The 15,031-nt window shown below is 59.0% G+C and carries 13 protein-coding genes; 10 read left to right on the top strand and 3 right to left on the bottom strand.

Features of this window, described 5'->3' with window-relative positions:
• Window positions 1–25: 25 nt before the first annotated feature.
• Genes dapD through map form a run of 3 tightly spaced genes read right to left on the bottom strand, consistent with a single transcriptional unit; the run spans window position 26 to window position 4,264 of the window.
• Complete coding sequence (gene dapD, locus ABD997_RS07895; protein ID WP_345316469.1) at window positions 26–850, bottom strand: 2,3,4,5-tetrahydropyridine-2,6-dicarboxylate N-succinyltransferase; 825 nt, start codon at window positions 848–850, stop codon at window positions 26–28.
• 10 nt (window positions 851–860) lie between these two features.
• Window positions 861–3,443, bottom strand: a complete 2,583-nt coding sequence (glnD, locus tag ABD997_RS07890; protein ID WP_345316468.1) for a [protein-PII] uridylyltransferase — start codon at window positions 3,441–3,443, stop codon at window positions 861–863.
• 26 nt (window positions 3,444–3,469) lie between these two features.
• On the bottom strand, window positions 3,470–4,264 hold the full coding sequence (gene map / locus ABD997_RS07885) for a type I methionyl aminopeptidase (protein WP_345316467.1): 795 nt from the start codon (window positions 4,262–4,264) through the stop codon (window positions 3,470–3,472).
• Window positions 4,265–4,533: 269 nt separating this feature from the next.
• On the opposite strand from map, the gene rpsB reads away from it, so the two are divergent.
• From rpsB to ABD997_RS07835, 10 genes are all read left to right on the top strand, one after another.
• The gene (gene rpsB, locus ABD997_RS07880; RefSeq protein ID WP_345316466.1) at window positions 4,534–5,262 is read left to right on the top strand and encodes a 30S ribosomal protein S2; all 729 of its coding nucleotides are present in this window, start codon (window positions 4,534–4,536) and stop codon (window positions 5,260–5,262) included.
• 140 nt (window positions 5,263–5,402) lie between these two features.
• Entirely contained in the window at window positions 5,403–6,275 is an 873-nt protein-coding gene (tsf, locus tag ABD997_RS07875; RefSeq protein ID WP_345316465.1) for a translation elongation factor Ts, read from the top strand.
• 73 nt (window positions 6,276–6,348) lie between these two features.
• Window positions 6,349–7,083, top strand: a complete 735-nt coding sequence (pyrH, locus tag ABD997_RS07870) for a UMP kinase (RefSeq protein WP_345316464.1) — start codon at window positions 6,349–6,351, stop codon at window positions 7,081–7,083.
• A 29-nt stretch (window positions 7,084–7,112) separates the two neighbouring features.
• Window positions 7,113–7,670, top strand: coding sequence for a ribosome recycling factor (gene frr, locus ABD997_RS07865; protein ID WP_345316463.1), 558 nt, complete (start codon window positions 7,113–7,115; stop codon window positions 7,668–7,670).
• 91 nt (window positions 7,671–7,761) lie between these two features.
• On the top strand, window positions 7,762–8,514 hold the full coding sequence (gene uppS / locus ABD997_RS07860) for a polyprenyl diphosphate synthase (RefSeq protein WP_345316462.1): 753 nt from the start codon (window positions 7,762–7,764) through the stop codon (window positions 8,512–8,514).
• Between the two features lie 33 nt (window positions 8,515–8,547).
• The gene (locus tag ABD997_RS07855) at window positions 8,548–9,408 is read left to right on the top strand and encodes a phosphatidate cytidylyltransferase (protein ID WP_345316461.1); all 861 of its coding nucleotides are present in this window, start codon (window positions 8,548–8,550) and stop codon (window positions 9,406–9,408) included.
• A 3-nt stretch (window positions 9,409–9,411) separates the two neighbouring features.
• The gene (ispC, locus tag ABD997_RS07850) at window positions 9,412–10,602 is read left to right on the top strand and encodes a 1-deoxy-D-xylulose-5-phosphate reductoisomerase (RefSeq protein ID WP_345316460.1); all 1,191 of its coding nucleotides are present in this window, start codon (window positions 9,412–9,414) and stop codon (window positions 10,600–10,602) included.
• Window positions 10,602–11,945 carry a sigma E protease regulator RseP gene (gene rseP / locus ABD997_RS07845; protein ID WP_345316459.1) on the top strand — a complete coding sequence of 448 codons (1,344 nt, stop codon included), beginning with the start codon at window positions 10,602–10,604 and terminating at the stop codon, window positions 11,943–11,945. Before ispC ends, rseP begins: the two co-directional genes overlap by 1 nt.
• A 31-nt stretch (window positions 11,946–11,976) precedes the next feature.
• Window positions 11,977–14,478, top strand: coding sequence for an outer membrane protein assembly factor BamA (bamA, locus tag ABD997_RS07840; protein WP_345316458.1), 2,502 nt, complete (start codon window positions 11,977–11,979; stop codon window positions 14,476–14,478).
• 47 nt (window positions 14,479–14,525) lie between these two features.
• A complete protein-coding gene (locus tag ABD997_RS07835) occupies window positions 14,526–15,029 on the top strand; it encodes an OmpH/Skp family outer membrane protein (protein WP_345316457.1) in 504 nt (167 codons plus the stop codon).
• Window positions 15,030–15,031: the final 2 nt, after the last annotated feature.

Below are 15,031 nucleotides of genomic sequence, written 5' to 3'. Positions count from 1 at the left end.
TCTGTGGTTCGGGGGAGCAAAAGTGTTACTCGGCGCTGCGCAGCAGCTCGTTGATCCCCACCTTGGCACGGGTTTTGGCATCCACCTTCTTGACGATGATGGCGGCGTAGAGATCGCAGGTGCCGCACTTGGAGGGCAGGGTGCCGGAAACCACGACGGAGCCGGCGGGAACACGGCCGTAGTGAACTTCACCGGTTTCCCGGTCAAAGATCCGGGTGCTCTGACCGATGTAGACCCCCATGGAGATCACCGACCCCTCCTCGACAATCACCCCCTCCACAACCTCGGAGCGGGCACCGATAAAGCAGTTGTCCTCGATGATGGTGGGGCTGGCCTGCAGGGGCTCCAGAACGCCACCGATGCCGACGCCGCCGGAGAGGTGCACGTTTTTACCGATCTGGGCGCAGGAGCCGACGGTGGCCCAGGTGTCCACCATGGTGCCGCTGTCCACATAGGCGCCGATGTTCACGTAGGAGGGCATCAGGACGGTGTCCTTGCCGATGAATGCCCCTTGGCGAACGGACGCCGGCGGTACCACGCGCATCCCCTCTGCGCGGAAGCGGGCTTCGCCATAACCGGCAAACTTCATCGGTACCTTGTCAAAGTAGCGGGTCTCCGCGCCATCGATCACCTGGTTGTCGAAGAGACGGAAAGAGAGGAGCACGGCTTTTTTCAGCCACTCATTGACCACCCAGTCGCCGTTCACTTTCTCCGCCACCCGGGCTTCGCCGCTGTCGAGCAGGGCGAGGGCGCGCTGAACATCGCTGATTAGGGAGGCATCGGCGTTGCCGGGGGTGATCTCGGCACGGCGCTCAAAGGCGGCTTCGATGCGTTGTTGCAATTCGGTCATGGGAACTCCTTCAATGGGAAAGGCTTTGCTGCAGCGCCCTGTTGAGCGCCGTCTTCAGCAGGGATTGTTCATCCGGGCTCAGGGCCCGGCCGTCGGGGCTGGCAATGAGGAAAAAGTCCTCGGCCTTCTCGCCCACGGTGGTGATCTTGGCGGCCTTGACGTCGATGTGACACTCCTCGAACACCTGGCCAATCAGGGCCAGGAGGCCGGGTCGGTCCAGGGTCACCAGCTCCATCATGGAGGTGTTCTTACGGTGGCTGTTGAGGAAGGTGACCTTCGTCTTGACGCTGAACGAGCGCAACCGGCGTGGCAGAGGGCGCTGGGTCCGCTCCGGGGCCTTGTCGCGTCGCAATACCCTTAGCAGGCTCTTGCGTATGCTGGCGATGCGCGAGGGATTCTGCACCGGGGTGGCGTCATGTTCAAGGATCACGAAGCTGTCGATGGCGTGCCCGTCCCGGGTGGTGAAGATCTGCGCATCGTGAACGGAGAGTTTCTTGGCGTCGAGCACCGCCATGATACGGGTAAAGAGGCCGGGTCGATCCGGTGCCATGACGAACAGCTCGGTGCCCCCACGGGTGGTGTGTACCGAAAGCTGCACATGGTAGGCGGTGTCTGGCTGGTTGAGCAGGTGCTCGCTGTGCCACTGGATCTGCTCCGGGCTGAACCGGAGGAAGTAGTCCGCGGACAGGCGACGCCAGAGGGTGTCGATCGCCTCAGGGGTGAAGCCCTGGCGAAGCAGCTGGTTACGCGCCTTGGATTGGTGTTCGCGGATCCGTGCTCGGGTGTCAACCTGTTTGGCCATACCGTGCTGCAGACGATCCCGGGTGGTGTGGTAGAGCTCGCGCAGCAGGGAGCCCTTCCAGTTGTTCCATAGGGTGTCGTTGGTGGCGCAGATATCCGCTACCGTCAGGCAGTAAAGGTAGGCCAGATGGTTTTGGTCCTTGACCTTACCGGCAAACTCCTCGATCACCTGGGGATCGGTGATGTCCCGTCGCTGTGCGGTTACCGACATCAGCAGGTGATGCTCCACCAGCCAGGCGACCAGGCGACCGTCGTGCTCATTGAGACCGTGTTGCTGGCAGAACTGCAGCGCTTCTTCGGCGCCGATATTGCTGTGATCCCCGCCCCGGCCCTTGCCGATATCGTGGAAGATGGCGGCCAGAACCAGCAGTCCCTTCTTCGGCAGCTGGTCGATCAGCACACTGCCCAGGGGGAAGATGGCGCTGTGCTCGGGCTTGGAAAAGCTGTCGATAAACTGCAGCAGCCGATGGGTGTGCTCATCGACGGTATAGGCATGGAACAGGTCAAACTGCATCTGCCCGGTGATCATCTGCCAGGCCTTGAGGTAGATGCCGAGGACACCATGGCGATGCATCAGTGACATCGCCTTGAAACCGTCGGGGTGGCGCAGGATTGCCATGAAGATCTTTCGGCACTGCGGTAACTCCGACAGGGGTTGCTTCTGTCTCCGGCGGGCACGCCGCAGCAGTCTCAGGGTGGCGGCGGAAACCGTATCGATCTCCGGGTGGGCGGCGGCATCGAGAAAGAGTTGCAGGATCTGCTCCGGCTGATCAAAAACGCCATCGTGGCGGGCTTCGATGTAGTGGCCTCGACGATCAAACAACTCCGTATGGGGGGCCGGTGGCGGCAGTGCGCTCTGACCCAGGGTGGCCTCCTTGAACAGCAGCAGCAGCATCTGGTTAAGCTCACGCACTGCCCGCACGGTGCGGTAGTAGCGCTTCATCATCTGCTCGACCGCCAGTTGGGTGCCGTCGTTGTAGCCCATTAAACCGGCGACATCCCGTTGGTGATCAAACAGCAGACGATCCTCTGCCCGCCCGGAGACCGTGTGGAGGGCGAAGCGCAGACGCCAGAGGAACTCCCGGCAGGTATTGAGCTCATCAAGTTCCTCCTGGCCAAGATAACCTTGGCTGGCCAGCTCCGCCAGGCAACTGACCTTGAAGTGACGCAGGGCGACCCAGGTTACTGTCTGGATGTCGCGCAGGCCACCGGGGCAGGACTTGATATTGGGTTCGAGATCAAAGGGGGTCGCCCGATTGTGGCGCGCTTTCTGCTCGTCGAACTTGGCGCGGAAGAATGCGGCACTGGGCCAGAAGTCTTCCTGCTGCAGCTGTGCTTGCAGCTGTTGATAGCGCGCTTGGTCACCGATCAGTAGCCGGGATTCCAGCAGATTGGTGGCGATGGTGATGTCGTCACGTGCCTGGATCACCGTTTCGGCAATGGAGCGCACACTGTGGCCCAGCTCCAGCCCGATGTCCCAAAGCAGGGTCAGCAATTGTCCAAGGCGATCCTCGAGGGGGACCGGCAACTCATCCGGTACCAGGAACAGCAGGTCGATGTCGGATCTGGGGTGCAGCTCGCCGCGGCCGTAACCGCCCACCGCCACCAGAGCAATGGGGCTGTCATGCAATCCATATTGCTGCCAGAGAGATTGCAGCAGGGCATCCATGGCTGCTGCACGAGCGCCCAGCAGAACGCCGATCGCTTCGCCGTCGCGAAACTGGGCCTGCTGAGCTTGTTCCAAAGACGCCAACTGCGCTTTGCAGTGACGAATGGTGTCTGCGTTGTCCATTCCTAGACCTTAGTGAAGAGGCGGGGTCAGGCGTTGTGAAGAACCTGGGGCAGGGCCCCCTCCTCTTCGCTGCGCCAGGTCAATACTTCACAGCCATCCTCGGTGACCAGGAGGGTGTGCTCATATTGAGCGGAAGGTTGGCCATCCTTGGTGGTGGCGGTCCAGCCATCTTTCTTGCTGACCTTACAGCGGTAGTCGCCGGCGTTGATCATCGGCTCGATGGTGAAGCACATGCCCGCCTGCAGGGTGAGCTTCGCCTTGTTGCGGTAGTGAACAATCTGGGGCTCCTCGTGGAAACCAGCGCCGATACCGTGGCCACAAAAATCCCGCACCACGGAGAACCCGTTCCGGTCGGCGATGGGTTGGATGGCCGCGCCGATGTCGCTCAGGCAGGCGCCTGGCCTGACGGTACGGATGGCGGCATAGAGGGCTTCTTGAGTCACCTCCACCAGTTTCCGATTGCGGGGCGTGGTGTTGCCGACGATGAACATCTTCGAAGTGTCCCCGTGGTAGCCATCCTTAATCACCGTGATGTCGATGTTGAGGATGTCCCCCTCTTTGAGCTTCTTGTGCCCCGGGATCCCGTGACAGACCACCTCATTGATGGAGATGCAGGTGGACTTAGGAAAACCGTGATAGTTCAGCGGTGCAGGAATCGCTTCCTGAACCTTGGTGATGTGGTCATGACACAGCTGGTTCAACTCGTCGGTGGTCACGCCCTTTTTCACATAGGGTTCAATCATCTCCAGCACCTCGGCGGCCAGGCGGCCGGCGACGCGCATTTTTTCAATCTCTTCCGGGGTCTTGATGACAATGCTCATTGGTCTACTCTTTAGTTCGATTTTTGGCCGCCACAGGCAGGAAGTTTGAGCTTGGGGCTGCTTTATGGTATAAAGCGCGCCGACTCTCCCATGGTCTGGCTGCACCGAACGGGCTTACCGAACGGTTGGGCTGGTCCTAATGGGGGTCATTATATCGTTAAAGTTAACTTTTAAACCACACACGTACCGGCACATAGTGCGGGGTGCCCTTCGGGGTCGGACTATGGAGTACGTGGAGGCTTAACCCCACTATTTTAGAGAGAATTATCATGGCTACTGTTTCCATGCGCGACATGCTGAAGGCCGGTGTGCACTTCGGTCACCAAACCCGTTACTGGAACCCGAAGATGAAGCCGTTCATCTTTGGCGCTCGCAACAAGGTTCACATCATCAACCTGGAACACACTGTTCCGATGATGAACGAAGCCCTGGCTTACATCAGCAACGTGGCCTCCAAGAACGGTAAAGTTCTGTTCGTAGGTACCAAGCGCGCTGCGTCTCAAGCGGTTCGCGAAGCAGCTCAGAGCTGTGGCCAGTACTACGTCGACAACCGCTGGCTGGGCGGCATGCTCACCAACTGGAAAACCGTTCGTCAGTCCATCAAGCGCCTGAAAGATCTGGAAGCACAGTCTCAAGACGGCACCTTCGAAAAGCTGACCAAGAAAGAGGCGCTGATGCGCACTCGCGAAATGGCCAAGCTGGACAAGTCCCTGGGTGGTATCAAGGACATGGGTGGCCTGCCGGACGTTATGTTCGTAATCGGTGCTGACCACGAGCACATCGCCATCAAAGAAGCCAACAACCTGGGCATCCCGGTAGTTGCTATTGTTGATACCAACACCAACCCGGATGGCGTGAACTACATCGTTCCGGGTAACGACGACGCTATCCGTGCTATCCAGCTGTACACCTCTGCAGTGGCTCAAGCCGTTCAGGACGGTCGCAGCCAAGACCTGGTTGTTCAGGCTGAGCAAGACGGTTTCGTAGAAGCCGAGTAATTTGGGCCGGGTCACCCCTCCCAAATCACCAAGATACTATGTTCGTCGTTCTGTCTTAGGTTGATGAACATCATTGGTTAAATTGGGGCCCCGAGGGCCCCTTTTTTCAAAATCAGACGTCTGTCTAGAGGAATATGACAATGGCAGTTACTGCTTCCCTGGTAAAAGAGCTGCGCGAGCGCACTGGCGCTGGCATGATGGATTGTAAGAAAGCCCTGGTTGAGACCAACGGCGACATCGAACTGGCCATCGAAAACATGCGCAAATCCGGTCTGGCCAAAGCGGCCAAGAAAGCCGGCCGTGTTGCTGCTGAAGGCTTGATTGTTATCAAGCAGGAAAATGGCGTTGCCGCCATGGTTGAAGTCAACTGTGAAACTGACTTCGTTGCCATGGACAAATCTTTCCAAGCCCTGGCTAACGGCGTAGCCGACATTGCCCTGGCGAACCAGATCACCGACATCGAAGCGCTGCGCGCTGCCCCGATGAACGACTCCACCGTGGATACCGTTCGTGCTGAACTGGTTGCCAAGATCGGTGAAAACATGAACGTACGTCGTGTTGAAATCGTCAAAGGTGACAACCTGGGTGCTTACATCCACGGCCGTAAAATCGGTGTGGTTGCGGTTCTCAACGGTGGCGACGAAGAGCTGGCCAAAGATATCGCCATGCACGTGGCAGCCTGCTCTCCGCAGTTCGTGAAGCCGGAAGATGTTTCCGAAGAGGTGGTTGCCAAAGAGCGTGAGATCCAGGTTGAGATCGCCGTAAACTCTGGTAAGCCGAAAGAGATCGCCGAGAAGATGGTCGAAGGTCGTATGAAGAAGTTCACCGGTGAGGTTTCCCTGACCGGTCAGGCTTTCGTAAAAGACCCGTCCAAGACCGTAGGCCAGCTGCTCAAAGAGCACAACGCTGACGTGGTTAACTTCGTTCGCCTGGAAGTGGGTGAAGGCATCGAGAAAGAAGAAGTGGACTTCGCTGCCGAAGTGGCTGCCCAGGTTGCTGCTGCCAAGCAGTAAGCGAATGACACTTTGATTTCATCTTCAGACCGCAGCGAAGGCTGCGGTCTTTTAGCACCAGGATTTTAAAATTATGAGCACCAATCCCAAACCTGCATTCCGTCGAATTCTGTTAAAACTCAGTGGTGAGGCCCTGATGGGGGACGAGGGCTTCGGCATCGATCCCAAGGTGCTGGACCGCATGGCTCAGGAGATCAAGGAGCTGGTCGAGTTAGGCGTCCAGGTAGGCGTAGTGATTGGCGGTGGTAACCTGTTCCGCGGTAAGGGTCTGGCGGAAGCCGGAATGAACCGCGTGGTGGGCGATCACATGGGTATGCTGGCGACCGTGATGAACGGTTTGGCGATGCGCGATGCGCTGCACCGTGCCTATGTGAATGCCCGTTTGATGTCGGCATTTCCGCTTAACGGCGTATGTGACAACTACCAATGGGCTGAAGCGATCAGCCTGCTCAAGTCCGGTCGCGTGGTGATCTTCTCCGCCGGTACTGGTAACCCCTTCTTTACCACCGACTCGGCCGCCTGCCTGCGCGGTATCGAGATCGAGGCGGATGTGGTGATGAAGGCCACCAAGGTGGACGGCGTCTACAGCGACGATCCGGTCAAAAACCCGGAGGCGATCAAGTATGATAAGCTCAGCCACCAGGAAGTGCTGGAGAAGGAGCTGAAAGTGATGGACCTGTCCGCTTTCACACTGGCCCGGGACCACGGCATGCCGATCATGGTGTTCAATATGAACGAGCCGGGCGCCTTGCGCCGGGTGGTGATGGGTGAGAATATCGGCACCCTGATCAGCGCTAACATCGATTAAATAGATTCCAAGTTATAGGACGCAATCCCGTGATTAACGAGATCAAAAAAGACGCAGAAAACCGCATGGCAAAAAGTGTGGAAGCGACCCGCACCCAGATGGCGAAGGTTCGCACAGGCCGCGCCCACCCGAGCCTGCTGGATGGCATCCATGTTTCCTACTACGGCGCCGACACGCCCCTTAAGCAGGTGGGCAATGTGACCACCGAGGACTCTCGCACTCTGGCCGTGACCGTGTTCGACAAGTCCATGATCCAGGCGGTTGAGAAGGCGATCATGATGTCCGATCTGGGCCTCAACCCGAGCTCCGCCGGTACCGTTATCCGCATTCCGCTGCCGCCGCTGACTGAAGAGCGCCGTAAGCAACTGGTGAAGGTGGTACGTGGTGAAGCCGAGCAGGGCCGTGTCGCCATCCGTAACATCCGTCGCGATGCCAACGGTGACATCAAGGCGTTGGAAAAGGAGAAGGAGATCGGCGAGGACGACGCCCGTCGCGCCGAGGAGGAGATCCAGAAGCTGACCGACAAGTTTGTCAAAGAGATCGACAACCTGACCGCCGATAAAGAAAAAGAGCTGATGGAAGTCTGATCATCCGGCTCCCGCCGCTTAGAAATAGCGCCGTGTAGTGGTATCCTACGCGGCGTTTCTGTATTTGGCCTTTTTTGCGAGCAGCTTCCCCATGTCTGAGTCTTTATCAGGGCAACGCGAGATCTCTGTCCCGCGTCATATCGCCATCATCATGGATGGTAACGGCCGCTGGGCGGAAGCTCAGGGTAAGCCCCGGGTGGTCGGTCACCGTGCCGGTGTGCGCTCGGTCCGTGAGGTGGTGCGCCTGTGCCGGGAGTCCGGTGTCGACGCCCTGACGCTATTTGCCTTCTCCAGCGAGAACTGGCGTCGTCCGGAGCGCGAAGTGGCCCTGCTGATGCGACTCTTCATCACCGTCCTGCGCCGCGAAGTGAAAATGCTCCAAAAGAACAATGTGCGCCTTAAGGTGATTGGTGATATCACCATGTTTGAGCCTAAGCTGCAGCAGAGGATCCAGGAGGCGGAAGCGCGCACCGCGGACTGCACCGGGCTGGCTTTGAACGTAGCCGCGAACTACGGTGGACGCTGGGACATCGCCCAGGCCTGCCGCCAGGCGGCCCGAAAGGTGCAGCGGGGCGACTGCTCGGTGGCCGCCATCGACGAGGCGATGCTGCAGGGGTTGATGTCCCTGTCGGAGCTGCCGGAGGTGGACCTGTTGATCCGCACCGGCGGTGAGCAGCGGATCAGCAACTTCTTGCTGTGGCAGTGCGCCTACAGCGAGCTGTTTTTTTCTGACGTGCTCTGGCCCGACTTTGGCGATGACGCCTTCGCCGAAGCGATCGAGGCATTCTCCAGCCGTCAGCGCCGCTTTGGCCAGACCGGTGCCCAAGTGAGTCAGACTGGCTGACGCCCAATCAACAATTGATAGAACGAGGTTTGTTTGCTTAAGCAACGTATTTTGACCGCTCTTTTGCTGTTACCCCTGGCGTTGGCCGGAATTTTCATGCTGCCTCTTTGGGCGTTTGCCATCGCCGTTGCCGCGGTCATCGTGTTGGCTGGACGGGAGTGGGGGGCCTTGGTGTTGCCAGGCAGTGCCGGCGCCAAGCTTGCCTACGGGGCTGCCGTCGCGGTATTGCTGACCGCGATCTTGCTGCTGGTACCCTCGGATTATGTCTGGGTCGGGGAGCAGCTACACCCCCTGCTGTACGGACTGCTGGTAGCCGGTGTGATCTGGTGGTTATTGGCACTGATGCTGGTACTCACTTTTCCCGAAAGTAGCCGTGCCTGGTACGACAACCCGGTGGCCAAGTCGATCTTTGGACAACTGACGCTGCTGCCCTGTTTTGCCGCCCTGATCGCCTTGAAAGGGATGCCCGCGAGCCTGACCGGTAATGTTGATGGCGCCTGGTTGGTGATGGCCGTGCTGTTGCTGGTTTGGGGGGCCGATACCGGGGCCTATTTTGTGGGTAAGTCGATCGGGAAAAATAAGCTGATCCCCAAAGTCAGCCCCGGTAAAACCCGGGAGGGTCTGGTCGGTGGCATGGCGGTTTGCGCCGTACTGAGTGTCATCGGCTGGCAGTTGATCGACGCCCTGACACTCGTGGAAGCGCTGATACTTGGTATGGTGACAGCTTTCGCCTCCGCTCTGGGGGATCTGGCAGAAAGCATGTTCAAGCGCGCCGCCAACATCAAGGACAGCGGGCGCCTGTTGCCGGGTCACGGGGGCGTCCTGGATCGCATCGACAGCGTGACCTCGGCGATGCCGGTGTTTGCCTTCCTTTATCTGATTTTCGGATTGTAAGCCATGAATAACGTGGCGATCTTCGGAGCCACCGGCTCCATCGGCAGCAGTACGCTCGACGTGATCCGTCGTCACCCCGAACAGTACCGGGCGGCGGTGCTGACCGCCCATCGCCAGCATGAGGCGATGGCCAAACTCTGTCTCGAACTGTGCCCGGATCACGCAGTGATGGTCGATGAAGCGGCGGCACAACAGCTGCGCCAGGCATTGGCGGGCAGGGTGCCTACCCGGGTTCATGGTGGTGAAGAGGCCCTGGTGGCGATGGCCTCACTGCCGGAGGTGGACACCGTGATGGCGGCCATTGTCGGCGCTGCCGGGCTGGCGTCGACGCTGGCGGCGGTCAAGCTGGGCAAGCGAGTCTTGCTGGCCAACAAGGAGGCGCTGGTGGTTTCCGGCCGACTGTTCATGGATGCCGTGGCAGAGAGTGGCGCCACCCTGCTGCCGGTGGACTCTGAGCATAACGCCATCTTCCAGAGTCTGCCGGAAGCGATACAGCGCAATCTTGGACATTGCGACCTGGCGGCCAACGGGGTTTCCCACCTCCTGCTGACCGGTTCCGGGGGACCTTTCCGTACCCGTCCCCTGGACCAGTTTGCCGATATCACACCGGAGCAGGCCTGCGCCCATCCCAACTGGTCGATGGGGCGAAAAATCTCGGTGGATTCCGCCACCATGATGAATAAGGGGTTGGAGTACGTCGAAGCGCGCTGGCTGTTCAATGCCGCCGCCGAGCAGATCCAGGTGGTGATCCACCCCCAGAGCGTGATTCACTCCATGGTCCAGTATCGAGATGGCTCGGTGTTAGCACAGATGGGCCAGCCGGACATGCGCACCCCCATCGCACACTCACTGTCCTATCCCGAGCGTATTAGCGCCGGGGTTGCGCCTCTGGATTTCTGTACGCTGGGACAACTGACGTTCGAAGCGCCGGATTTCCAACGTTACCCCTGCCTGGAGCTGGCGATCTCCGCCTGCCGTCATGGTCAAGAAGCAACCACGGTGCTTAACGCCGCCAACGAAGTGGCGGTGGCGGCGTTTCTGGACAAGCAGATTGGCTTTAGTGACATTGCGCGGGTAAACGGGTACTGTCTGGAGCACGCGGATCTGTCGACCCGCACGGATTTGGCCGGTCTGGCAGAGTTGGATACCCAGGCCCGTTCGCTGGCAAGCGGGTGGGCGAAGCGAGGACGCTGATGCTGGAATTTTTGTGGAACCTCGGTGCCTTCATCGTTGCCCTTGGCCTTCTGGTCACAGTGCACGAGTTTGGCCACTTCTGGGTGGCCCGCCGCTGTGGGGTCAAGGTGGAACGTTTCTCCATCGGTTTCGGCCAGCCGATCTGGCGGCGTGTGGGTACCGATGGTACTGAGTACGTGGTGGCGGCGATCCCCCTGGGAGGCTACGTCAAGATGCTGGATGGTCGGGTGGATGATCTGCCCCCCGGCATGGAGTCTCAAGCCTTTGATCGCAAGCCGGTCATGCAGCGCATCGCCGTGGTCGCGGCGGGGCCTCTGGCCAACTTTGCCCTCGCCCTGATCCTGCTCTACGCCATGTTCATGGTCGGAGTGCCCTCGGTCAAGCCAGTGATGGCGACGCCGCCTGAGCAATCCATCGCGGCCCAGGCCGGTGTTTCCGAGCACAGCATCATCACCGCAGTCGGCGACAATGCGGTGCAGGACTGGGAAACCCTGAATCTTGCCCTGGCGGCCTACATCGGAGAGGACAGCATTCCGCTGACGCTGGATGAACAGGGCGTCAACCGCCAACGGATCCTCAATACCCGAGACTGGGCCTTCGATCCCGAGCGTCACTCGCTGCCGGATAGCCTGGGTCTGACCCTGTGGCGCCCGGAGATCACCACCGAGCTGGCCATGGTCGATGAGGCGGGCGCGGCTTACGCTGCCGGCTTGCGAGAGGGTGACGTGGTCACCCATATCGACGGAAAACCTGTTAACTGGGAAGACCTTGCAGAGCTTATTGCCGCCTCTCCGGAACAAGCTCTGGTGTTTGAGGTCGAACGCAACGGTGCGACGCAACGCACGGTGGTGACACCGGTTGCGGTGCTGGAGCAGGGGGAGCGGCTCGGTCGGATCGGCGTGGCCCCGCTGCAGGCGGCCTGGCCGCCGGCGTACCTGGTAGACCAGCGTTTCGGCCCGTTCGCAGCGATGAGTCAGGCCGCGGGGCGAACCTGGGAACTGACCACCCTGACGCTCGGCACCTTCGGCAAGCTGCTGACCGGCGACCTGTCGGTGAAAAACCTCGGGGGGCCGATCGCCATCGCCCAGGGGGCAGGTGCTAGCGCCGGTGTTGGACTGGTCTACTTCCTCGGTTTTCTCGCGATGCTGAGTGTGAACCTGGGCATCATTAACCTGTTTCCGCTGCCCGTGCTTGATGGCGGTCACTTACTTTATTACTTTATTGAACTTTTCACCGGCAAACCGGTGCCTGAGAAGGCACAGGAAGTTGGTTTTCGGATCGGCTCGGCGCTGCTTCTGTTGTTGATGTCCATCGCCATTGTCAACGATGTTGCCCGACTGTAGGGACTTCAGGGAATAACAAGAAATCGCGTCTATGAGAATAAATAAAATCATGGCGTCGATGCTGCTTGTCGGGGCGACCTTTTCAGGGGTAAGCCAGGCGGCAGGCTTCGAGCCTTTTGTAGTAGAAGATATAAAAGTTGAGGGATTACAGCGTGTTGCCTTGGGGGCTGCGCTACTTAACCTGCCGGTCAAAGTGGGGGACGAGTTGGATGCCGTTACCCTGCAACGAGCGATCAAGTCACTGTATCGCAGTGCCAATTTCGACGATATCGAGGTGATGCGTGACGGCAACACCCTTTTGGTGCGGGTGCGCGAGCGCCCGACCATCTCCAGCATCGTGCTGGAGGGCAATAAAGACATCAAAGATGAGCAGTTGCAGGAGAGTCTCGACAGCTCGGGCGTCAAGGTGGGTGAGCCCCTGGATCGCACCATCCTGACGGAGATCGAGAAGGGACTGCAGGATTTCTACTATGGCGTCGGTAAGTACAACGCCACGGTAGAGGCCAAGATCGTCAGCCTGCCCCGCAACCGCGTCGAGGTGGAGTTTAACTTCAAAGAGGGCGATGCCGCCGAGATCCATCAGCTCAACGTGGTCGGTAACACTGTGTTCCCTGACGATGAGCTGATTGGCCGTTTCGAACTGAAAGATTACAAGGCCTGGTGGGACTTCTTCGGCGATCGCCGCTATCAGAAGCAGACCCTGGAAGGGGATCTGGAAAAGCTGACCTCCTACTACCAGGACCGAGGTTACATCCGCTTCCGGGTGGACTCCACGCAGGTGGCGATGACTCCGGACAAAGAGGGGATCTACGTCACCGTCAATATCGACGAGGGGGAAAAGTACACCGTCAAGGCGGTCAACCTCACCGGCGATCTTCTGGATAAGCGGGAACTGCTGGAGAGCCTGGTGCCCCTCAAAGAGGGCAGTGTCTATAACGGCGCCGAGGTCACTTTTACCGAAGAGTTGATCAGCAAGTTCCTGGGGCGCTTTGGTTACGCCTACCCGACGGTTAACACCTACCCGGACATCGATGACGAAACCAATGAGGTCGTCCTCAATATCAACGTCGATCCCGGCAAGCGGATCTACGTGCGCAAGGTCGATTTCTCCGGTAACCAGGTCACCAAGGATGAGGTGTTGCGCCGTGAGATGCGCCAGATGGAGGGCACCTGGCTCAATAGCCGCAACGTGGAGCTCTCCAAGGAGCGCCTCAACCGACTGGGCTTTTTCGAAACCGTAGAGTCGACCACCACGCCGGTTCCTGGCACCGATGACCTGGTGGATGTGGAGTACCAGGTTAAAGAGCAGCCTTCCGGTTCCTTTACCTTCGGCGTCGGCTACGGCACCGAGAGTAAGCTGAGTCTGCAGCTGGGTTTGTCCCAGTCTAACTTCCTCGGTAGCGGCAACAATGTGGGCATCAACGTCAACACCAACGCCTACTCCAAAAACGTAAACCTCAGCTATCACGATCCCTACTTTACCAAGCACGGGGTCAGTGCCGGCGGGAGCATCTACTGGTCGGCGTTTGATGCGGATCGTTACTACCTAGAGTCCTATAAGAACGACTCCTACGGTGTGGCTTTTGACCTCTCCTGGCCGCTGAACGAGTACAACCGTCTCGGGATCGGTGTGGCCTATCGCCACAACGAACTGTCGGAAGTCTCGCCTTACCAGCAGGTGCTTAAGTTCTACAACATCTACGCCGATGTGAATGACCCGACCTCAACGCTGGGCTTCGACAATTTCGAAGTCAACGCCAACTGGAGTCGAAGCACCCTGAACCGGGGCATGTTCCCCACCGCCGGTAACAACCAGCGACTGAGCGGCAAGATGACGGTGCCGGGCAGTGACAACAAGTACTTCAAGGTGAACTTTGACACCAGCTTCTACGTGCCCCTGAGCCGCAATCACCGCTGGGTGTTCCTGACCCGAGGCCGCCTGGGTTACGGTAACGGCTATGGTACTTACGACAACGGCGGGGTTGAGCATGATCAGATCATGCCGTTCTGGGAGAACTTCTACGCCGGTGGTTCCACCATCCTGCGGGGCTTCCGTACCAACTCCGTCGGCCCTCGTGCCTTCTACCTCAGCGGCGATGGCACCCCCTGTATCCCGGATCCCTCCGGTGGTATCGGTGGCTGTGATCTGCCCGGCAACCCGGACCGACTCCAGGTAGACGATGGACGCTCCATCGGGGGTAACGGCATCGCGACCCTGAGTGCCGAGCTGGTGGTTCCCACCCCCTTCCTGGATGAGGCCTACACCAACACCGTGCGTACCTCATTCTTCGTGGATGCCGGTAACGTTTGGGACTCGGAGTTTGAATACGACCGGTACCGGTTCCTGCCGCAGAGCGAGTTTGATAAGCTGCAGGACTACTCGGATCCGGGCCGGATCCGTGCCTCTTACGGCATATCGGTCCAGTGGATTTCGCCGATGGGTCCCATGGTGTTCAGCCTGGCCCAACCCTTCAAGGAGTACGAAGGGGATCGAACCGAAGTCTTCAGCTTTAACATTGGCCGTACCTTCTGATGAAGGCAACGAGCCGTCACAAGATCACATTGCATAGGAGCAAGACCTTGAAAAAAGTAATCGCGACAGCGGCATTATTACTGGCCACCCTGGTACCCGCAGCCCAGGCTGCCCAGAAGATTGCCGTGGTAAATACCCAGGCCATCATGGCCCAGCACCCGGATCGCGAAGCGGTAGGGCAGCGCCTGGAGTCTGAATTTGGCGAGCGCATTGCTGAGGTTCAGAAACTGCAGGCAGACCTGCAGGAACTGGCGCAGAAGATGCAGAAGGATGGGGCGCTGATGAACGACGCCCAGAAAACCGAGCTGGAGCGCAAAGGCCAGTCCCTGCAGGCGGATCTGCAGCTGAAGGGCCAGGCCCTGCAGGAAGACACCCAGAAACGTGAAAGCGAAGAGATGAACAAGATCGTTGCCTCTGTTCAGAAGGCCATCAACGCGGTGGCCCAAGAGGGTGGTTACGATATCGTCCTAGAAGCCCGTGCTGTGGTTTTCGCCAAGGACGAGGACAACATCTCCGAGAAGGTTCTTGAGAAAGTATCCAAAGGCAACTAATC

Origin of the sequence: Ferrimonas gelatinilytica (assembly GCF_039544205.1) — a bacterium.
GTDB lineage: Bacteria > Pseudomonadota > Gammaproteobacteria > Enterobacterales > Shewanellaceae > Ferrimonas > Ferrimonas gelatinilytica.
Note: the sequence above shows the minus strand (reverse complement) of the source record. Positions and strands in the feature narration are given on the sequence as shown.

What these genes read in the sequence shown, in the direction of transcription:
- rpsB (WP_345316466.1), top strand. Translation starts at nt 4,534, where the DNA reads ATGGCTACTGTTTCCATGCGCGACATGCTGAAGGCCGGTGTGCACTTC.
- bamA (WP_345316458.1), top strand. Translation starts at nt 11,977, where the DNA reads ATGAGAATAAATAAAATCATGGCGTCGATGCTGCTTGTCGGGGCGACC.
- dapD (WP_345316469.1), bottom strand. Translation starts at nt 850, where the DNA reads ATGACCGAATTGCAACAACGCATCGAAGCCGCCTTTGAGCGCCGTGCC.
- glnD (WP_345316468.1), bottom strand. Translation starts at nt 3,443, where the DNA reads ATGGACAACGCAGACACCATTCGTCACTGCAAAGCGCAGTTGGCGTCT.
- uppS (WP_345316462.1), top strand. Translation starts at nt 7,762, where the DNA reads ATGTCTGAGTCTTTATCAGGGCAACGCGAGATCTCTGTCCCGCGTCAT.
- ispC (WP_345316460.1), top strand. Translation starts at nt 9,412, where the DNA reads ATGAATAACGTGGCGATCTTCGGAGCCACCGGCTCCATCGGCAGCAGT.
- map (WP_345316467.1), bottom strand. Translation starts at nt 4,264, where the DNA reads ATGAGCATTGTCATCAAGACCCCGGAAGAGATTGAAAAAATGCGCGTC.
- tsf (WP_345316465.1), top strand. Translation starts at nt 5,403, where the DNA reads ATGGCAGTTACTGCTTCCCTGGTAAAAGAGCTGCGCGAGCGCACTGGC.
- rseP (WP_345316459.1), top strand. Translation starts at nt 10,602, where the DNA reads ATGCTGGAATTTTTGTGGAACCTCGGTGCCTTCATCGTTGCCCTTGGC.
- pyrH (WP_345316464.1), top strand. Translation starts at nt 6,349, where the DNA reads ATGAGCACCAATCCCAAACCTGCATTCCGTCGAATTCTGTTAAAACTC.